The sequence below is a fragment of the Ruegeria sp. CDSC081 genome (assembly GCF_059610485.1).
This window is the reverse complement of the sequence record NZ_JBXWNS010000002.1, coordinates 106,460-124,959: the sequence shown is the minus strand read 5'-3', so window position 1 is coordinate 124,959 and position 18,500 is coordinate 106,460. Positions and strand designations below refer to the sequence as shown.

Annotated in this window: 18 protein-coding genes and 1 tRNA gene; 10 read left to right on the top strand and 9 right to left on the bottom strand. The window is 56.2% G+C overall.

Annotation, left to right across the window (positions count from 1 at the left end; translation table 11 throughout):
- Positions 1-86: 86 nt before the first annotated feature.
- On the bottom strand, positions 87-386 hold the full coding sequence (locus AC2FH9_RS03565) for a hypothetical protein (protein WP_142638995.1): 300 nt from the start codon (positions 384-386) through the stop codon (positions 87-89).
- A gap of 568 nt (positions 387-954) precedes the next feature.
- Here AC2FH9_RS03565 and AC2FH9_RS03560 point away from each other — a divergent pair.
- The 3 genes from AC2FH9_RS03560 to AC2FH9_RS03550 all read left to right on the top strand — a co-directional run bounded on the left by AC2FH9_RS03560 (position 955) and on the right by AC2FH9_RS03550 (position 2,613).
- Positions 955-1,470 carry a DUF805 domain-containing protein gene (locus AC2FH9_RS03560; protein ID WP_142638993.1) on the top strand — a complete coding sequence of 172 codons (516 nt, stop codon included), beginning with the start codon at positions 955-957 and terminating at the stop codon, positions 1,468-1,470.
- A 73-nt stretch (positions 1,471-1,543) separates the two neighbouring features.
- Complete coding sequence (locus tag AC2FH9_RS03555; protein ID WP_496679443.1) at positions 1,544-2,314, top strand: hypothetical protein; 771 nt, start codon at positions 1,544-1,546, stop codon at positions 2,312-2,314.
- Positions 2,315-2,421: 107 nt separating this feature from the next.
- Positions 2,422-2,613, top strand: coding sequence for a DUF1194 domain-containing protein (locus tag AC2FH9_RS03550; RefSeq protein ID WP_496679451.1), 192 nt, complete (start codon positions 2,422-2,424; stop codon positions 2,611-2,613).
- A gap of 374 nt (positions 2,614-2,987) precedes the next feature.
- On the opposite strand, the gene AC2FH9_RS03545 is transcribed toward AC2FH9_RS03550, so the two are convergent.
- From AC2FH9_RS03545 to AC2FH9_RS03535, 3 genes are all read right to left on the bottom strand, one after another.
- Positions 2,988-3,062 (bottom strand) — tRNA-Gln (locus tag AC2FH9_RS03545).
- Positions 3,063-3,162: 100 nt separating this feature from the next.
- Positions 3,163-3,381 carry a hypothetical protein gene (locus tag AC2FH9_RS03540; protein ID WP_496749225.1) on the bottom strand — a complete coding sequence of 73 codons (219 nt, stop codon included), beginning with the start codon at positions 3,379-3,381 and terminating at the stop codon, positions 3,163-3,165.
- A 118-nt stretch (positions 3,382-3,499) separates the two neighbouring features.
- Entirely contained in the window at positions 3,500-3,967 is a 468-nt protein-coding gene (locus AC2FH9_RS03535) for an SH3 domain-containing protein (RefSeq protein ID WP_282022367.1), read from the bottom strand.
- A 191-nt stretch (positions 3,968-4,158) separates the two neighbouring features.
- Here AC2FH9_RS03535 and AC2FH9_RS03530 point away from each other — a divergent pair, with 191 nt between their 5' ends.
- The 5 genes from AC2FH9_RS03530 (at position 4,159) to AC2FH9_RS03510 (ending at position 12,523) form a co-directional block, all read left to right on the top strand.
- On the top strand, positions 4,159-5,145 hold the full coding sequence (locus tag AC2FH9_RS03530; RefSeq protein WP_281973630.1) for a 2-hydroxyacid dehydrogenase: 987 nt from the start codon (positions 4,159-4,161) through the stop codon (positions 5,143-5,145).
- A gap of 51 nt (positions 5,146-5,196) precedes the next feature.
- On the top strand, positions 5,197-6,990 hold the full coding sequence (ggt, locus tag AC2FH9_RS03525) for a gamma-glutamyltransferase (protein WP_496870802.1): 1,794 nt from the start codon (positions 5,197-5,199) through the stop codon (positions 6,988-6,990).
- A 27-nt stretch (positions 6,991-7,017) separates the two neighbouring features.
- Positions 7,018-8,430 carry an FAD-binding oxidoreductase gene (locus AC2FH9_RS03520; protein WP_496870800.1) on the top strand — a complete coding sequence of 471 codons (1,413 nt, stop codon included), beginning with the start codon at positions 7,018-7,020 and terminating at the stop codon, positions 8,428-8,430.
- 97 nt (positions 8,431-8,527) lie between these two features.
- Positions 8,528-9,874: a hypothetical protein gene (locus AC2FH9_RS03515; protein WP_496870798.1), complete on the top strand. Its 1,347-nt coding sequence runs from the start codon at positions 8,528-8,530 to the stop codon at positions 9,872-9,874.
- Between the two features lie 141 nt (positions 9,875-10,015).
- Entirely contained in the window at positions 10,016-12,523 is a 2,508-nt protein-coding gene (locus AC2FH9_RS03510; protein ID WP_496870796.1) for a GcvT family protein, read from the top strand.
- 65 nt (positions 12,524-12,588) lie between these two features.
- On the opposite strand, the gene AC2FH9_RS03505 is transcribed toward AC2FH9_RS03510, so the two are convergent.
- The 3 genes from AC2FH9_RS03505 to AC2FH9_RS03495 form a co-directional block, all read right to left on the bottom strand.
- Positions 12,589-12,924 (bottom strand): carboxymuconolactone decarboxylase family protein, encoded by a 336-nt coding sequence (locus AC2FH9_RS03505; RefSeq protein WP_496787506.1) that lies wholly within the window; start codon positions 12,922-12,924, stop codon positions 12,589-12,591.
- A 68-nt stretch (positions 12,925-12,992) separates the two neighbouring features.
- A complete protein-coding gene (locus AC2FH9_RS03500; protein WP_496870795.1) occupies positions 12,993-13,646 on the bottom strand; it encodes a DUF938 domain-containing protein in 654 nt (217 codons plus the stop codon).
- Positions 13,643-14,710, bottom strand: a complete 1,068-nt coding sequence (locus AC2FH9_RS03495; protein ID WP_496870793.1) for an NAD(P)/FAD-dependent oxidoreductase — start codon at positions 14,708-14,710, stop codon at positions 13,643-13,645. Before AC2FH9_RS03495 ends, AC2FH9_RS03500 begins: the two co-directional genes overlap by 4 nt.
- 145 nt (positions 14,711-14,855) lie before the next feature.
- On the opposite strand from AC2FH9_RS03495, the gene AC2FH9_RS03490 reads away from it, so the two are divergent.
- Positions 14,856-15,260 carry a hypothetical protein gene (locus tag AC2FH9_RS03490; protein WP_142638956.1) on the top strand — a complete coding sequence of 135 codons (405 nt, stop codon included), beginning with the start codon at positions 14,856-14,858 and terminating at the stop codon, positions 15,258-15,260.
- A 3-nt stretch (positions 15,261-15,263) separates the two neighbouring features.
- On the top strand, positions 15,264-16,496 hold the full coding sequence (locus AC2FH9_RS03485) for an HlyD family secretion protein (RefSeq protein ID WP_496870792.1): 1,233 nt from the start codon (positions 15,264-15,266) through the stop codon (positions 16,494-16,496).
- Positions 16,497-16,511: 15 nt separating this feature from the next.
- Here AC2FH9_RS03485 and AC2FH9_RS03480 read toward each other — a convergent pair whose 3' ends face one another.
- Together AC2FH9_RS03480 and AC2FH9_RS03475 are read right to left on the bottom strand one after the other, a co-directional pair.
- A complete protein-coding gene (locus AC2FH9_RS03480; protein WP_496870790.1) occupies positions 16,512-17,270 on the bottom strand; it encodes a nuclear transport factor 2 family protein in 759 nt (252 codons plus the stop codon).
- Positions 17,271-17,415: 145 nt separating this feature from the next.
- A complete protein-coding gene (locus AC2FH9_RS03475; protein ID WP_281973637.1) occupies positions 17,416-18,489 on the bottom strand; it encodes a BMP family ABC transporter substrate-binding protein in 1,074 nt (357 codons plus the stop codon).
- Between the last annotated feature and the right edge of the window lie 11 nt (positions 18,490-18,500).

Here is an 18,500-nt window from a genome sequence, read left to right as displayed (position 1 = left end):
AATCCTATTACGAGGTTTGAATGTCTAAGCTTGCCGTTATTCAAATTTGATCACGACTGGTGCTTTCGAGATACACAGCGAACAGACTACAATGCGCCTTCGTCGCCAAGGAACTCGATACCAGCTGTCGCGCCATCACTGTAGGCAATGCAATTCCACGGAGCGCGATCCTCACCAACGCCTACAGTGACCTGTGTTCCCGCCTCGCTAAACGCGGATGAGAGCACCACGACTTGCGAATTGTTTGTCGTGTTGGCTACATCCCGTAAACATGCCTGCTGAGCGGGCGTGAGCTCGGCGGACGCGCTGGACGTACTCGTGTCGTCGCAGGCTGCAAGCAATGCGAAACATGTCGCGCCTGCAATCATCACCTTCTTGTTAGTCATTTTCTTCTCCCTCTGGTTCCTTTGAAATTTGTGAAATTGGATGCGCATGTTTGAAGCTTTTGCGTCTGTGCAGCCAACAGAACACACCTCGATCCTTTGACTACCTTTCCCAAAAACTTGCCGCGGGGGGCTTGTGGGGCAGAACGACATTACGTTGACTACCGAGGCCGCCAACAACGTGTGATGGCCGTATGACGTCACTGGTAAAAGCTAGAGCGAACTTGGGAGAGAGGGCGAGTACGTTAAGTCTGAGCATCGTGTTCTCCCAAGCCGGATTATTGTGAAGTGCCTTCCGACCGCCGGCACTCACTCCAGCAGTCGGAAGGGCCCGGTAGATCGGGCGACAGCGACAACAACGGAGGTAAAAAAAGTTGTGTCGAATTCGTATGTTCGAATATATTTTTTCATAAATCAATACTTTTTCCGCGCGTAAACTTCTTTACGCTCTCGTACGATAGGCTTCTGCTTTCAAACAAAAAGGTAAGTGGGAGTCCCCAGAGGGGAGAGTGTGTTCTCCTGAGCGGCGAAATGTTTTGAGGCCGCACAGAAACTGAGAAAGGAATGAAAGATGGGATTCGGTGAAGCAGTTAAAACGTGTTTCTCGAAATACTTCCAGTTCTCCGGGCGGGCTATACGCTCAGAATACTGGTGGTTCTTCTTGTTTGTGGTTCTCGTAAGTGCCGTTTTTGCCGGGTTGGATTCGATCCTGTTCGGGACAAACCCCGAAACAGGCCAAGGATCTCGGGTTCTGTCCTCTGTTTTTCAACTGGCCGTTCTCATACCTATGCTGGCCGCCGGTTGGCGGAGGCTGCATGATACAGGACGACCTGGTTGGTACTTGCTGCTGCCGATGGCGCTCAGCATTACAACGCTTTTTGTTATGCTGGGTGGGGTGGCGTTCTTTTCGGTATTGGAGCAAGGGACCGAAAACCCCGATGCATTGCGAGGACCCGCGGCAGTCCTGGGCTTGACCGGTATTGTCGTTGTCTCAATTCTGCAATTCGTTCTTTCCATTCTGATGATCTGGTGGCTGACACGACCTTCCCAAGAAGGCGCAAACGAATACGGCGCACCTGCTTCCTGACCTCGCTGTGGGGGCAACAGGTCGGAATCTCTGCTGAATGAAAGTGCAAACCGCAACACCATGGAGAGAGAAAATGAGTTTCAGACCGATTTCCATTGGAACGCTAATGATGGCAATGGCGACCACAGCATCGGCGGAGTGGTCGTTCAGTTCCGGGCCTAATCCCAATGCATTTATTCAGACCGGAAACATGACGCTGGAGCTTCAGTGTAACAGTATTCGCTTTGCTCCAGCTGGATATGAGGACAGCCAGGACATTGCGGAGAAGCAAGGGCTTTCCATTCGTTTTTTGAAGAACGGCACCACCGAGGTTGGGGCATTTCAGGTTGGCGCTGAAAACGCTGTGTTGCAGATCGTTGACAATTATCCCGTCGAGATCAGTTTCAATAGTCAGCAGGACTATGGTTTTGTATTGGACCAGCTTGCGGCCAATGCATCGGTTAATTTGTCGATGATTGATCAAGATGTCAGCTATGGAATCTTCGACTTAAAAGGTTCCAGCGCGGCAATTCGGTCCCTTCGTTCTGAATGTGCTTCGGATGCCAGCCAGGGAGCCTCCTACGAAGCACCCGAAGGCATCGTCTATTGTGGAGGCGGAGCGATAGAACGCGTGATCGAACCCATGATTTTGGAAAACCCGGAGGGGGAGTGGGACGCACGAGTAACGGTCAACGGCGAGTTAATCAGAGCCATGACGGCCTACAGTTACTTCGGAAACTCCGAGCCACCGGCCGGATTTGTCGTCGCCCTGCTTGGGGAAGACAGGTCCGAATTTCTGATTTTTAGCGAAGGCTCGGCAAACTGGCTGGAGTACGGGGACTACAGGTATGATCAGTGCAATTGATGCCACCCACCAACCAGCTTCCCAAATAGTGCGCCAGTCGAAAGGTTTGGTTTCCGCGATTGTACTTGCTTCGGGCCTTGTTTGGACCTCACCAGCTGTCGCGGCTGATGTTTCGCAACTTCCGCCCGGTTTTGCGGGCCCGTGAGGCAGTATTGTCGAAGTCGATTATTATAAATGGGTTACCGCTGATGACCCAAGAAGGTATGGGGAGTCAGTGGCACTTCGACGATCTTGACGTCTACTACCAGAACTGTGTGACAGGCGGACCTGGTTCATTCGTAATCCCGGTGCTTGACTAGCAGGGCTTTGCGGAGGCCGTACGACGAAAATTGGTACTGGAAATTGCGTCAGCGCCAGCAACAGGAGAGGTTATGAAGGCGCAATACACCTCACCCTCAGACTATGACTGCCTGATTGGCGAGAAGATCTGGGAACGGAACCAACAAATCTGGAGCGAACCCTAGAAGCGGCCTTTGCATCAACCACCCGAGGCTCGATACAAAAAGCCAGCAGCAACATTCTAAGGAAAACTAGTATTCCCTGCTTCTAATAGAAACGCACAGATGACGGTGAATCTTCGACACGGTGTGAGTAGACAAACTTATTGGCATCGATTTGCACGAACCGAGCGAAATTTGCACGCTTATGGTTAATTAGCAATAAGAGAATATCATGGCTGGGGTGGTAGGATTCGAACCTACGATACACAGTACCAAAAACTGCTGCCTTACCACTTGGCTACACCCCAACGGTGAGGCGCTATCTACGATTGTTGTTGGTAGGGTTCAAGAGCTTTCAGGCAAAAAATTAGGCCAGTTATAAAAAAAATTCAGAGCATCTTTCACGGGTCATGTTAGCAGCACCTCTTCCTGCCCGAAGGTGTTGAACATGGTTTGACGGCAACGGCTGTGAATTGGCTCTTCCGCCAATGAAGCATGACTCTGCGGATAGATGTTGAACGGCTGGGCCGGGCGAGGATTCGTCTGGCAGGCGGACAGGAAGCAGGTTTTCGATTGGTTTAACGAGGGCGAGTGGCAGTCGCGAATGTGGTCTTTCTGGCGCTGCACCCCTTTGTTGCGCCTCCTGCTTACGTAGGGCGGCCCAATGCCGAAGCAGATAACAAGAATAAGCAAGTTCGAGAGTGGCGGATCGGGAACTTCATTGCCGGTTGCTCTGAGATCAGCGCTACTCGCGAATCTCTGAGGGGTCGACGCCCCAAAGGTTGGATTTTAGGGCCCAGCCACGATAGCCACCTGCAGAGATGCGACACCACTCGATCGTGCAGGTTCCAAGCCGCGCGACAACGCCGGTTTCAAACCGCGCACTGACCTGCGAGTTTGGGTCCGGGTTGGAATAGACCGGCAGCAAGTCGGATTCGATCAGTACTGTGCGCACGCCAGACAACAAGGCGTAATGGACCCAACCCCCTGCGCCATCGCGGTCCTGAACCTTTCTCCAGTTGCCATATTCCGCCGTCACCTGCAAAGGCATCCCACGCCGTTTGAACACCCAGTCGATTCGATGCGAAAGGGATGGTCCTCTGCGCACGTTTCCCTCGGCCGCTTTCATGGAAACATACCGTGGCAAAGGCAGATTCGTGACTTGGCCGCGCTTATCCTGTGCGCTGGCCACCAAGGGACCAAGCACAAGCATAATTACTGAAAAAAGCGCCAGAATCCGGCGATTTACTGGTAGGAGAACACTCACTGACAGTCTGCTCTTATGCCTGTTAATTTTGCTTCGAAAAAAGGTTGGATCAATGCCCAGGGGTTCTTGTGCCCCGCCTTATCCTGCGCCACGATGCCATGACGCGCGAAAGTTTGCAAAGCAGTGGGAGTACACAGGTGCCTAGAGAACGTCTGAGTGTTGTCGTTACGCGACGGTTGCCCGAGGCTGTTGAAACTCGATTGAGCGAGCTGTTCGATGTCCGGTTGCGTGCGGACGACGCACCCATGACCCGAGAAGAGCTTGTAGCGGCCGTACAAGAAGCGGATGTACTTGTACCAACGGTTACAGACTCGATTGATGGCGGATTGCTGGGGCGGGCGGGTGAAAGGCTGCGACTGATCGCCAACTATGGGGCAGGGGTTGACAATATCGATGTCGCAACCGCCCGTCAGCGCGGCATCCTTGTGTCGAATACGCCCGGTGTGCTGACCGACGATACTGCGGATATGACCATGGCGCTGATATTGGCCGTGACCCGCCGCATCCCCGAGGGGCTGTCCGTCATGCAAAAAGGGGACTGGCAAGGATGGTCACCCAACGCGTTGCTGGGTGGGCGGATCGGTGGGCGGCGTCTTGGCATTTTGGGGATGGGCCGGATTGGTCAGGCGGTCGCCCGTCGTGCCAGTGCCTTCGGAATGCAGATACATTACCACAACCGTCGTAGGTTGAGACCGGAGACAGAGCAAGAGCTTGAGGCGACCTATTGGGAAAGCCTTGATCAGATGGTCGCACGGATGGATGTGATCTCGGTCAACTGCCCGTCTACGCCTTCGACTTTTCACCTGATGAATGCCCGGCGGCTAAAGCTGATGAAGCCGAGTGCAGTGCTCGTCAATACGTCACGTGGCGAAGTGGTCGATGAAAACGCGCTAACCCGCCAAATCCGGTCAGGCGATATCGCAGGTGCAGGTCTTGACGTTTATGAACACGGAACGAAGGTGAACCCTCGCCTACGGCAGTTGCCGAACGTGGTTCTGTTGCCGCATATGGGATCTGCCACGCTTGAGGGGCGGATCGAAATGGGCGAAAAAGTTATCATAAATATCAAGACATTCGAAGACGGCCACCGACCACCGGACCAGGTTGTTCCGTCCATGTTATAGTACACGGCTTGGTGGCCGGACGATACAAAGTCAATTTTTCAGGAGGATACTATGAAACGAAGTCTGATTTCGGGATTGCTTTTGGCAACCATGACCTTTGCCGGGCCGTTGGCCTCTCAGGAAGCTGCGGATGCGGTTGCACCCGAGGGTGGTACTGACGGGCAGGTTCAGGGCCTGACCGCAGAAGTCATAGCCTCACTCGAAGCGAAATTGGCCGGTGAACCCGTGACGTCGCAGAACTGGATGGTGGCCGCGGCCAACCCTCTGGCGGTTGAGGCCGGGGCCAAGGTGCTGCGGGCAGGCGGTTCGGCGGCTGATGCGATGGTTGCCGTGCAGGTTGTACTTGGTTTGGTCGAGCCGCAATCCTCAGGCCTTGGTGGTGGTGCATTTCTGGTCTGGTATGATGCGGCCTCTGGCAAGCTGACAACACTGGACGGACGTGAATCCGCCCCGCTTGAGGCCACCCATCGTCTGTTTCAGGACGAGAATGGCGAACCGCTGAAATTCTTTGATGCGGTTGTCGGGGGACTTTCCGTCGGCACACCCGGCACCCCGGCTTTGTTGGAAGAGGCGCATCGCCGCTGGGGCCGCAGCCCGTGGCCCGGCCTGTTTTCTGACGGCATTAATTTGGCTGATGAGGGTTTTTTGGTTTCCCCTCGATTGGCCAGCCTTGTTGAGAGTGACGCGGAACGCCTGTCGCGATTTCCCGAGACAGCCGCGTATTTCCTGCCGAATGGACAGCCGCTTGCACAGGGGCAGCGGTTGACGAACCCGGCCTATGCGGAAACGCTGCGCATCATGGCTGCGGAAGGATCAGCTGGATTCTACGGAGGAGAGATTGCCGCCGGGATCGTCAGCGCGGTTCGCAACGCGCCTGGGAATCCGGGCGTGCTGTCTGGTACAGATCTGGCGCTTTATCAGGTCATCGAACGTGACCCCGTCTGCGCCACCTACCGCGTTTATGAAGTCTGCGGAATGGGCCCGCCATCCTCAGGGGCGCTGACGGTCGGGCAGATTCTGGGCATGTTGAACGCCTATGATCTGGCAGCGTCAGGCCCCGAAGATATCAGATCCTGGCGGCTGATCGGGGATGCTTCGCGTTTGGCTTTTGCCGACCGTGGGCGCTATATGGCTGACCATGATTTTGTCCCGATGCCGACACAGGGGCTGGTCGATCCTGCCTATTTGTCCGAACGGGGCGCGTTGCTGAGCGGTGAGGCCGCATTGATCGACGCCGGTCCGGGGAATCCCGAATTTGACCACGCCTCGAACTGGGCGGATGATATCTCGCTGGAACTCCCGTCGACCTCGCATATTTCGATCGTGGACCAGTATGGCAATGTGCTGTCCATGACCACGACGATCGAAAACGGCTTTGGATCGCGGCTGATGACCAACGGGTTCTTGCTGAACAATGAGCTGACCGATTTCTCGTTCAAAACCCACAGCGATGGCGTTCCGATTGCCAACCGTCTGGAACCGGGCAAGCGTCCGCGCTCATCTATGAGTCCGACCATTGTGATGCAGGACGGTGCACCGGTTCTGGCCATCGGATCGCCGGGCGGAAGCCGGATTATCGGCTATGTTGCCAAGTCGATCATCGCCTGGGCAGATTGGGATATGGATGTACAACAGGCCTTGGCACTGCCGCATCTGGTCAATCGTTTCGGCACGTTCGACGTGGAACAGGGCACCGGGGCCGAAGGGCTTTCGGATGCGTTGACCGAACTTGGCTATGAGGTCAACGCGCGTGATCTGACATCAGGTCTTCATGCCATCGAGATCGGGGACATGCTGACAGGCGGTGCCGATCCGCGACGTGAGGGCATTGCGCTGGGCGAATAGTCTAGCGGCCAGTCAGAAAGGGAAAGCATGGTGCAGGCAAAGTCGCTTCGGCGAAACGAGGCGGGGATTGAAACGGTCGTCGGCATTCTGAAACAGCAATTCGGCGACCGTTTGCAAACGGGTCAGGCGATCCGCGAGCAGCACGGGCATACGACCACATGGATCGAAAACCAGCCCCCTGATGCGGTGGTGTTTCCGCATTCGACCCAGGAAGTCTCGGAAATCGTCAAGGCCTGCGCCACGCATAAGGTCCCTGTGATTGCCTTTGGCACCGGAACCTCACTGGAAGGGCATGTGAACGCGCCAGCCGGTGGCATTTCGGTCGATCTGTCTCAGATGAACAAGGTACTGGCCGTTCATTCCGATGATTTGGATTGTGTCGTGCAACCAGGTGTAACGCGAGAGGAGCTGAATACTCATCTGCGTGATCAGGGTCTGTTCTTTCCGATTGATCCCGGTGCGAACGCCTCGCTGGGCGGTATGGCGGCGACCCGTGCTTCGGGAACCAATGCGGTGCGCTATGGCACGATGAAGGACAATATCCTTAGCCTTGAGGCCGTGATGCCGGACGGTCAAATCATCCGAACCGGGCAGCGGGCCAGAAAGTCGTCGGCCGGGTATGACTTGACCCGCCTGATGGTGGGCGCAGAGGGCACGCTGGGCATCATCACAGAACTCACTCTGCGACTGCAAGGCATCCCCGAAGCGATCACCTCGGCGCGTTGTGTTTTTCCTTCTGTCGACGCGGCATGTCAGGCTGTAATGATGACGATCCAGTACGGCGTTCCCGTGGCCCGGATCGAGTTGTTGGACGAGGTGTCGGTGAAGGCCGCAAACGCCTATTCGGGACTGGCCTTACCGGAAACCCCGCTTTTGCTGTTGGAGTTTCATGGATCAACTGGTGGTGCGGTCGAGCAGGCTGAGACATTTGGCCAGATCGCCGAAGAGTTCGGCGGCACAGATTTCGCGGCCACTTCGACAACCGAAGAACGCAACAAACTCTGGCAGGCACGCCATGATATGTATTGGGCCAGCTTGCAGTTGCGCACCGGTGCGCGGGGCATATCAACCGATGTTTGCGTACCGATCTCGCGACTGGCAGAATGCGTGACTGCGACCCGGAACAAGACCAAGGAACTTGGGCTTTTGGCGCCGATTGTCGGGCATGTAGGGGACGGTAATTTTCACACCTTGCTGTTGATCGACATGGAAAACGCCGACGAAGTGGCCAAAGCGGACGGGTTTGTTGGGTGGTTGAATGACCTTGCGATCGAGATGGAGGGAACCTGTACCGGGGAACATGGGATCGGGCAAGGAAAGCGGTCATACCTGGCCAAGGAGCTAGGGGCAGCGCTGACCTTTATGGAGGCGGTGAAAAAGGCGCTTGATCCCGACAATATCATGAACCCTGGAAAAATATTTCCGGCTCGGGACGGGTAAAAACCGCGCGGATTATTCCGTATCTAGGCCACAAGGATGCCTCAATTTTCAAAGATTCTGCGCGAAATAAGCAGTGAATGAATATTGAGGTAATTTGATGGACGCGTTGCGGCTGATCGGGTTTGCGCTGATTGTTGGATTGGTTGTCGCCGGGCTGGATTACTACCAGCAGGATAAGAAACACGAAGGTACGCTGTCGGCAAACGGCTATGTGGAAACGCTCAAAACGCGGTTCGCCCTTTATCATGAAGAACTGGATGCCGAAGCGGCAGAGCGCGACCGCCAGAAGCGTTGGCGCGCAGGGGGCAAGCCCTATATGCCGGTCCCGGATTCAGAGCTTTCGCGTCGGGCAATAATGGACAGTGACTTCACGCTCGATGCGCGTGAAGGGGGGGGCTTGAAATCAGTCAGCGAGGCTGCGCGCCCGCTTGCCAGTAAGGTGGCCGTTCAAAAAGCTGAAATACAGGCCAAAAAACTGGATAAGGCAAGCTGGGTTTATGAAAAGGCTGGTCACACTTACTGGATTGAGATCAAACTGCGGCAGGAGGCTTCCGCGGATTCACTTGCGGGCAATATCGCAAGATCGATCGACTCGATGGATTTCGGTGCCAGCAACTATGCTCCGTTCGGTGTGATCGGGGGCGTTGCCTATTTTCAGTTCGTCGAAGCTGAGTACAGCCCGATCCATCTCGATGTCCGTAAAGTCTGGTCGATGATCACTGCCAAAGTGACGGACCTGACAGAGCCGGTTGGGTTCCAGATCTATACGGGCACCCTGGGTCTGGGTGAGGAAATACGTGTTGAGATGTACACGGATGCCCCGGAGCAGGATGTGCGCATATTCCTCAGCCAGCTTGACTATGATGGGATGAACGCGTTGCTTAGCCGGCCGGTGCCTGGTGTAGGAAACGAGGCGGTTACCGAACCGGATGGCGGCATTGAGCGCGCCTTGCAAATGGCCGAAGTCCGGGCCGAGTTCACCCGGCTGCGCAGCGAGATTGCTCAGTTGCGGATCGAAAACATCAACGGGTTGGCCTTGCTTGCCAATACAATGGCGGCACAACACGGGTTGCCATCTGATGCTTTCGATCTGACGGCAAACAATATCCAATCCCCGGATGATTTGATCCAGATCGGGTATCGCAAAGGGTTGGCTGGTCTGGAAATTGAAAACGCAGATGCGGATGGTTCTGGCGGCAGTGTTTTTGGGCGACTCTTCGGGAAGCTAACGGGTGAGTCGGAAGAAAAAGAGGTCGAACCGAAAAGCTCGGGCGGTTTGTTCGGCGGCCTGAAGTCGTTTTTTAAAGGTTCAGAAACCGCCGATGCTTCTGGGAAACGTGTGAACGAAGCATCCGAGATTCGTGTGAACAAGGGTGGAGCAGGGTCTTCGGGCAAATGCGCCTTCAAAGATGCGCGCAAGACCTGCTCGCTGTCTGGCGGCTGAGAAAGTTCAAAACTTTTAGGAAAAACGACCCCCGGATGTCTGAGGGTCGTTTTTTTTATATCACTGGTCGGATGAATGTCGCGCGGTGGGCGCTGATTGCGCCATATGGTGGCAACAGATTCCAAGGGGAGACACCCGGCTATGAAAACCCAAGTCAAAGCACTGGTCGTTGGCGGCGGCGCCGTCGGCACTTCGATTGCCTATCATCTGGCCAAGGCAGGCTGGGACGATGTCATGCTGATCGAGCGGGATGAACTGACATCAGGCTCGACCTGGCATGCGGCGGGTTTGCTGCCGCTGTTCAACATGTCCTATGCGACCACGCATATCCACAAATACTCGGTCGATTTCTACAAGCAGCTTGAAGATGAGACCGGCCTGAACGCGGGTTTCGCCGTGGTTGGCAACCTGCGCATGGCGCAGACCCAGGAGCGCATGGACGAATACATGCTGTACGCGTCCACCGCCGAAACCTGTGACGTTGCCTATGAATGGCTGACTCCGGACCAGATTAAGGAACGCTGGCCGCTGATCGAGACCTCGGACCTGAAGGGCGCGATCTATCACACCGAGGACGGCTATATTAACCCAGCAGACGTGACACAGGCGATGGCCAAGGGTGCGCGTCAACGCGGTGTTGAGATCGTTCGCAAGCTGCAGGCCGATGCCTTCCATTGGACCGGCACCCATTGGGAAGTCACCTGCACCAAGATGGTCGAGAAGGGCGGCAACCTTGTTGAAAGCGACGAGCAGGTTGTGATCACCGCCGAACATGTCGTGACCGCATCAGGCAACCACGCACAGCGCACCGCCAAGATGCTGGGTATCAAGATGCCTGCGATCCCGGTCGAACACACCTTTATCGTCATGGACAAAGACCCCGAGTTGGTCAAATGGCGCGAGGCGGGCAACCCGGAACACCCTGTTGTGCGTGATGCCGACAACGAATCCTATGCCCGCGAAGAACGCGGTGGCTGGATTTTGGGTATCTATGAACATGGCGCGCCTGCGCGGTTTGAACATGGCGTGCCCGATAGTTTCCGCGCAGACTTATTCCCGCTCGATCTGGACCGGATTGCGGATCAGTACATGGCGATGGCCGAACGTGTGCCGTCCTGTGCTGAATCCGGTCTGAAAGACGATTTCAACGGCCCGATCTGCTACACCCCCGACGGTAACCCGCTGGTTGGACCCGCGCCGGGTCTGCGCAATATGTGGCTGGCCGAGGGCTTCAGCTTTGGTATCACCGCTGCGGGTGGCACCGGTTATTATCTGGCCCAGATGATGGTCGATGGAGAAGCCGAGATCGACATGGCCTCGCTGGACCCCAAACGCTATAGCAGCAACTGGATGACCACCGAGTTCGCGGCGCGCAAGAACGAAGAGTGCTATGAGCACGTCTATATCCTGCACCACCCCGATGAAGAACGTGCTGCCTGCCGCCCGCTGCGGACTGTTCCGGCCTATGACCGTCAGAAAGCGCGTGGCGCACAGTTTGGCTGGGTTAACGGCTGGGAGCGCCCGAACTACTTCGGTCCGCTGGATGCACCCGAAAACTTCGACCATGATGCCCGCTCGTTCCGCCGCGGTGGCTGGTGGCAGCATGCCGTTGACGAAGCAAAGGCGATCCGCGAAGGCGTTGGCCTGATTGACGCATCGGCCTTCACAAAGCATGTCGTCAAAGGCCCCGGTGCGACCCAGTTCCTGGATTGGTTCACCTGTAACAAGCTGCCCAAGGTCGGTCGTATCAACCTGACCTACGCGCTGACCTCGCACGGTACCACCCGCACCGAATACACCATCGTCCGTAACGGCGAGAACAACTACTACATCGTCTCTGCCGGTGCCTGGACTGAGTACGACGCCGATTACCTGCGCAAGGCGGCCGAGGACAAGATGGAGGAGTTCGGTTACATCGAGATCCAGGATGTGACCACTCAGTGGGGCGTTTTTGCCATCGCCGGACCCAAATCGCGGGACGTTCTGAAAGAGGTCATCAAAGACGCCGATCCGGAAACCGCACTGTCCAACAAGCGCTTCCCATGGTTGTCGGCCCGTCAGATCGAACTGGGCATGTGCCCGGTCAACGCGATCCGTGTGGCCTATACCGGTGAGCTGGGTTGGGAACTGCACCACCCGATTGAAATGCAGAACTACCTGTTCGACCTGCTGGAAAAAGCGGGTGAGAAGCATGGCATGAAGCTGGTCGGCGCACGCGCCCAGAACTGGCTGCGTCAGGAGAAATCCTATCGCGCCTTCGGCACCGAACTGGGCCGCGACGCGACCCCGCTGGAAGCCGACCTGCCGCGCTTTGTTGACCTGTCCAAGGACTTCTATGGCAAGGCCAAGCTGGAAGAGACTGGCGTGCGCGTGAAATGCTGCACCCTGCTGATCGACGGACCGGAGGATGCCGATCCGTGGGGCCGTGAAGTGTTGTATACGCCGGAAGGTGAACGCGTCGGTCGTCTGACTTCGGGTGGCTATTCAGTAGCCTTCGAGAAATCCATCGGCATGGGCTATGTGAAACCCGACCTGGCGGTCGAAGGCACCAAGCTGAAGGTCAAGCTTCAGGACAAATTGTGGGATGCGGTCGTCACCTGCGACAGCCCCTATGATCCGAAAAACGAGGTCATCCGCAAGGACGGCTGATCTGGATAAGAACGGCGGCACCTTTTTGGTGCCGCCTTCAAATGCCCGCAGCACGCGGGCTTTTTTCATGCACTCAGCTCGTCGAAACAGTCCAGCGCCTTAGAGGCGTACATCATCGACGGCCCGCCCCCCATCTGAACCGCCATGGACAGAACGTCCGAAATCTCGTCACGTGACGCGCCGGCTTTGATCAAAGCTTCGGTGTGCAGCATGATACAGGGTTCGCATCGGTCCGCTATGGATATGCCAAGAGCGATGAATTCTTTGGTCTTGTAGTCCAGCGTTCCGCCTTGCTTGACCGCCGCGCCAAGCGCACCGAAGGCGCGGGCGGTATCAGGGATTGCGCCGTTCAAATTGCGAAGACCTTTTCGCGTGTCGTTGATCTTTTCCTGCCAGGGCATGCTACATTCCATTTAACATCGTGTATTTGGAATATGTTTAGTTGGCCTCGGTCGGGCTTTGATCTGGATCAGGTGTTAGATTTTTCCACGATGAAGGCCAGGTTATTTGCAGGCATCGCCGCGACTTCCAGGATTTTCAGGTCGTGATTGGCCAAAAGCTCAGAAACGTCTCCGTCGTTTTTATATCCGATTTCAGCATCCTGCTGGACCAGAGCCGTATGAAATCGTTGATCCCCCACGCTGGTCAGGCGATTGTTGCGCATGAAAGGACCATAAAGGATCAACCTGCCATTCGCGTTCAGTGCTTGCGCTGCCTCGCCGACAAGCGTTTCCACTTCGGCCCAGCTGATCAGGTGCAAGAGATTGATCAGAACGATCAGATCCCTGCCGCCAAACGGCTGATGCCAACCCTCGATGGTTGCATCCAGAGCTTCTGCTTTGGACACATTCGGCAGGCCCGCGGTGTAGGCATTGATGCTGGCCCGCCGTTCGGATTCAACCTCACTGGGTTGCCAATGCATGCCGGGGCGGCATTCGGCAAAGGCTGCGATGTGCTGACCGGTGCCACTTGCCAGTTCCAGCGCTTGTCCGGTCAAAGGGGCGAACCGGTCCAGAAGATCGCACAAAGCCCCAACGTTACGGCTGGCTGCCGGAGCGACCAACTGACCGTTCTCTCCTACAGTCGCGACGCTGGCGTTGGAGGGTAACGGGCGCTTGTTCATCTGTGCAACCTGTCTGGTCTCAGAGAGGCGATGGTCGCCGTGTCCAGACTTGATTGGTTGCCGACTGTCAGATCCGCTACCAGTTGGGATGCAGCAGGGGCCGTCTGAAACCCGTAACCACCCTGACCGGCAGACCAGATAAACGTAGGATCGGTCGGATCGGGCCCCAAAACCAGGCTGCCATCCGGTGCGAAACTGCGCAAGCCCGCCCAGTTGGTTTCGACCCGTGTCACAGGCTCGGTGACCATTGCCTCGTACCGGGCCAAGCCCTCGGCCAGAACCATGTCATCGGCAAATGCATCATGGGCAGCGGTCGGATCGGCATCGGCAGGTGAGACCAGCAATTTGCCCGCGTCGGGTTTAGCATACCAGCTTTCGCCCGCACCCAACATCATGGGCCAGGCGCGCAAGTCATGCCCGCCGGGGGCCGGGATACGGGCCATTGAGCGGCGGCGCGGCTGGATACCAATCGGCGCGATACCGGCCATCGCCGCGATTTCGTCAACCCAGGCGCCGGCTGCATTGACGATGTGTCGTGCCTCAAAGCTCTCGGTGGCCTCGACGATCCAGTGCCTATGTTTGCGAATTGCCGTGACGCTTTGCCGGGTCAGAACGGATCCACCATTCCCACGGATCGTCCGGGCGAAATCCTGCGTCATGCGGTCGGTATCTATATCTTGTTCACTGTCGCTGTGCGCCGCGAACCCGACGGTTTCGGGGTTCAGGATCGGGATAAGGGATTGTGCCGCGTCAAAGGAAATCTGTCGGCCGCCAAGTTGATCGGCATCCCGGTGAAACACATCGTGTTGGTCTTTCCCGCCGATCAGAACCCAGCCGCGTGGCGACAGATAGTCATTCGTCTCAAAATGTGCTGTGCTGGCAAAGTTGAGGGCAATAACAGCAGGCGGACCATAGGCGGGTGCAAACATAGCCGCGGACCGGCCTGATGCGTGATAGCCCAGCGCCTCTTCGCCTTCGAGCACGGTGACCTGGCCGCGCTCTGACAACCGCGCGCCCGCGCTAAGCCCGGCAATACCGCCGCCGATAATCAGGAAATCTATCATGTCGCCCCTTTGCTGGCCGCAGTCGTGATTTTCTGACGTCGAATGCGTCGTGCACGACCGTAGAATTCTAGTTGAGACTTTAAGCAGGGTTGAATTTGCGCATCAACCCATCCAAAGAAGTGGAAAGCAATTAGAGGAGGGCAGGGTGAGCACAGCAGATTTACACCCATTGGCCACGGGGCACATTCCGTCTTACGTGACCCAGGCGGATGGCAGCGATTTTCTTTTGACGGTCATGTTCATTTTCACGGTTGTGGTAATCATCCTGATCGGCGTTGGCTATTTCACCCTGCATTCGATCCCCGAAAAGCTCGCGCATGAATCCAACCACCCGCAGTTTCAGCTTGTGGGAATTCTTGCGCTGCTGGCTTTGTTCACTCATAACGGATTGTTCTGGATTGCAGCCATTCTGGTCGCCGGATTCCAGTTTCCCGACATAGGTGCGCCCTTGCGTGCCATTGCCGATGCGATCCGATCTTTGGCGCCGCAACCGCCTGCTGATCCCGATCCCGTTCCATCCCCCGAACCCGTCGCGCAGCAGGAGCAATAGGACATGCTTGAAACACTGATGTGCGCGCTGGTTACAGTGCTGCCTGATTATCTGTTCCGCCGCTTTGTGCAGGGAAAACGTATCGGGCACGAGATCACATTATTCACCATGTGGTACGAGTTGCGCTGGGGTCTGACAACCTGTGCCATTATGGCGCTGACCGTGATCACCACTCTGTTCTATTTTCACCCGGCCAGCAAAACTGCGGCGTCGTATTTCCGCACGGTAACGATCTTGCCGCAACTGGGTGGGCGAGTGTCCGAGGTCTATGTCTCCAACAACCAACAGGTCGTTGCTGGGCAGCCAATCTTCCGGATCGAGGACTTTACTCAGACTGCAATGGTTGAGGCAGCGCATGCGCAGATCGCGCAAGTTCAGGCGTCACTGAAAGTCGCGGAGACCGATCTGGCCGAGGCCGCCGCCGGGATCGCGGGCGCAAAAGCGGCGCTGGATCAGGCGCTGGAGGACTTGCAACGCAATACGACCCTGCGGGACGAAGGGTCAAGCGCCGTCCGCCTGGCCGAGATTGACCGGCTGGAAAACCTTGTCGCTGAACGAGAGGCCAAGCTGGTTGCGGCTGAATCGCAACGCGCTGCCGTCGTACAGCAAATCGAAGAGCTGATCCCGGCCCAACTGGCCAGCGCCAATGCGAACCTGGATGCTGCTTTGACCGAGCTGGACAAGACTGTGATCAACGCGGGTGTGACGGGGAGGATCGAACAGTTCGGCCTTCAGGTTGGCGATTACGTTAGTCCTTTGCTGCGTCCAGCAGGTATTCTTGTGCCGTCAAATTCCGGGCATGACCGCTTTCAGGCTGCGTTCAATCAGATGTCGGCGCAGGTTATCAAGCCCGGCATGGTCGGAGAGCTGGGCTGCATGACCAAGCCGTTCACGGTTATTCCGGTTGTGGTGGTCGAAGTTCAGGATGTGATCCCATCGGGACAAATTCGCCCGTCAGACGAGCTGAGAGACGTGCAGTCCAACAAGGTGCCGGGCTCGATCCTGGTTTATTTTGAACCGCTTTATAAGGGCATGACGGATGATATCCCGCCCGGCAGCAACTGTCTGGCGAATGTCTACACCGATAACCACGAGCGGCTGGAGCATGAAGATTTGGGCTTTTGGCACTCTGCTTTCCTGCATGTGGTCGACACGATCGGCGTGGTTCATGCGGCGGGTCTGCGCCTGCGTTTGATCCTGATGCCGGTGAACACGCTGGTTCTGACTGGGCATTAACGGCCCTTACTTAGATCAGAATTTGCCGTTGTCATTCTTCCACTCGCTACGGGGCGCTATGGTTTCCATAGTGCCCCACTGCTCGACGATCACTCCGTCTGCGACCCGAAACAGATCATAAAAGCTGGTATGTTTTCCGTGACTGGCACCTTCGCTCATGCACAGGACGAAATTCCCTTCTGCCAGCACACGATGGACGCGGTGATACTGAACGATCAACTCCGCGTCTGATCTAGCTTCAAGCACCATGCGATAGGCGTCTATGCCGTCAACGCCATCGGGATCGTGTTGTATCAGGTTCGCATCAACAAACGCCTTCATCCGCTCGGTTTGCCGGTCTATCAGGAATGTTTGCGAGAAGTTGCCGACCAATTCCCGGTTCTGTTCGGTTCTGTCAATATCCGTGATTTCAGTTGGCCCATCAAGCATGCCGCGTCCCGAAGCGTTTGGGCCGCGCAGGGGCTGAATGTTATCCCAGTGCTCAACAGCTTTGCTGTCTTCAAACCGAAAGACCTCGAACGCGGCCTTAACTTCGGCAAAATCATATTCGTTATGGGCAAAAGCGAATTCGCCATCTTCAAAAACGCGAACAAATTTAACCTTGGGATTTGTTTTCGACAGGCGGGCAAACAACGTGGCCAGCCCCTCGCTGCCTTCATGGGTCTGGGGATTGTGCTGGATGTATTTTTCTTCGTTGACGACGGTTGCAGCCTCGGCCTCCCCGGTTTCGATACCTTTCAACAGTTTCTGCAGCAATTCGCGTTTTGAATTCATCTGGTCCTCGTTGATCGGTAGAGCCGCGGATCAATGTGCTTGGCGCTGGTTTCGGGCTATCGAAGATCAAGAGTGGCATAAAACAGGTGGCAAAATCAAAAAAGGCCCGCACATGGCGGGCCTTTCTGCGTTATCCTGTGCCGCCTTACTGCGGAATCTCACCTTCCAAGCCTTCGACATAGAAGTTCATGCCGGCCAGTGTACCGTCGTCTGCGGTCTCGCCTTCGGCCAGCCAGTCACTACCGTCCTGCTTTTTCAGCGGTCCGGTGAAGGGGTGGTATTCACCCGCGGCCATGGCCGCTTTCAGCGCCAGTGCCTCTTCTTTGACGTCAGCGGGAACCGCGTCCGAGATTTCGCCGATTGCAACCATGCCTTCGCGGATGCCATCCCAGGTATTGGCGCTTTCCCATGTGCCATCCATGACGGCCTGTGTCCGTGCAATATAGTAAGGCGCCCAGTCATCGATGATCGACGAGACGCGCGGGTACGGAGCGTATTCGCTCATGTCCGAGGCCTGGCCGAAAGTGATGACGTTGCCCGCCTCTTGCGCAGCTGCTTGCGGTGCGGTCGAGTCGGTGTGCTGCAGGATCACGTCCGCGCCCTGTTCGATCAGAACAGTGGCGGCATCTGCTTCTTTCGCCGGATCGAACCAAGTGTAGGCCCAGATGATCTTGAACTCGACATCCGGGTTGACCTTCTTGGCGTGGATATAGGCCGAATTGATTCCGCGGACCACTTCGGGGATCGGATAGGACCCGATATAGCCAACAATGTTCGACTTGGTCATCTTGCCCGCGATATGGCCCTGTACCGCACGACCTTCATAAAAACGTGCCGAATAAACCGAAACGTTGTCGGCTGTTTTATAGCCGGTCGCGTGTTCGAACTTCACGTTCGGGAATTTCTTGGCAACGTTGATGGTCGGATCCATGTATCCGAACGAGGTGGTAAAGATCAGGTCTGCACCTTCCAGCGCCATCTGGGTCATCACCCGCTCTGCATCCGGGCCTTCGGGCACGGATTCAACAAACACGGTTTCGACCTTGTCGCCGAACTCTTCTTCAACCGCCAGACGGCCCTTGTTATGTTCATAGGTCCAGCCGCCGTCGCCCACCGGGCCGACAAATACAAAGCCGACCTTGGTTTTGTCTTCGGCTATGGCAGTAGTTGCCAAACCCAGCGCCATGGCGGCGCTTGCCAGAAATGTAGTAATTTTCATGTGTTACTCCC

Excerpts from the sequence above, each read along its gene's own strand:
- AC2FH9_RS03565 (WP_142638995.1), bottom strand. The coding sequence starts at position 386 with ATGACTAACAAGAAGGTGATGATTGCAGGCGCGACATGTTTCGCATTG.
- AC2FH9_RS03560 (WP_142638993.1), top strand. The coding sequence starts at position 955 with ATGGGATTCGGTGAAGCAGTTAAAACGTGTTTCTCGAAATACTTCCAG.
- AC2FH9_RS03555 (WP_496679443.1), top strand. The coding sequence starts at position 1,544 with ATGAGTTTCAGACCGATTTCCATTGGAACGCTAATGATGGCAATGGCG.
- AC2FH9_RS03550 (WP_496679451.1), top strand. The coding sequence starts at position 2,422 with ATGTTTCGCAACTTCCGCCCGGTTTTGCGGGCCCGTGAGGCAGTATTG.
- AC2FH9_RS03535 (WP_282022367.1), bottom strand. The coding sequence starts at position 3,967 with ATGCTTGTGCTTGGTCCCTTGGTGGCCAGCGCACAGGATAAGCGCGGC.
- ggt (WP_496870802.1), top strand. The coding sequence starts at position 5,197 with ATGAAACGAAGTCTGATTTCGGGATTGCTTTTGGCAACCATGACCTTT.
- AC2FH9_RS03520 (WP_496870800.1), top strand. The coding sequence starts at position 7,018 with ATGGTGCAGGCAAAGTCGCTTCGGCGAAACGAGGCGGGGATTGAAACG.
- AC2FH9_RS03515 (WP_496870798.1), top strand. The coding sequence starts at position 8,528 with ATGGACGCGTTGCGGCTGATCGGGTTTGCGCTGATTGTTGGATTGGTT.
- AC2FH9_RS03510 (WP_496870796.1), top strand. The coding sequence starts at position 10,016 with ATGAAAACCCAAGTCAAAGCACTGGTCGTTGGCGGCGGCGCCGTCGGC.
- AC2FH9_RS03505 (WP_496787506.1), bottom strand. The coding sequence starts at position 12,924 with ATGCCCTGGCAGGAAAAGATCAACGACACGCGAAAAGGTCTTCGCAAT.
- AC2FH9_RS03500 (WP_496870795.1), bottom strand. The coding sequence starts at position 13,646 with ATGAACAAGCGCCCGTTACCCTCCAACGCCAGCGTCGCGACTGTAGGA.
- AC2FH9_RS03495 (WP_496870793.1), bottom strand. The coding sequence starts at position 14,710 with ATGATAGATTTCCTGATTATCGGCGGCGGTATTGCCGGGCTTAGCGCG.
- AC2FH9_RS03485 (WP_496870792.1), top strand. The coding sequence starts at position 15,264 with ATGCTTGAAACACTGATGTGCGCGCTGGTTACAGTGCTGCCTGATTAT.
- AC2FH9_RS03480 (WP_496870790.1), bottom strand. The coding sequence starts at position 17,270 with ATGAATTCAAAACGCGAATTGCTGCAGAAACTGTTGAAAGGTATCGAA.
- AC2FH9_RS03475 (WP_281973637.1), bottom strand. The coding sequence starts at position 18,489 with ATGAAAATTACTACATTTCTGGCAAGCGCCGCCATGGCGCTGGGTTTG.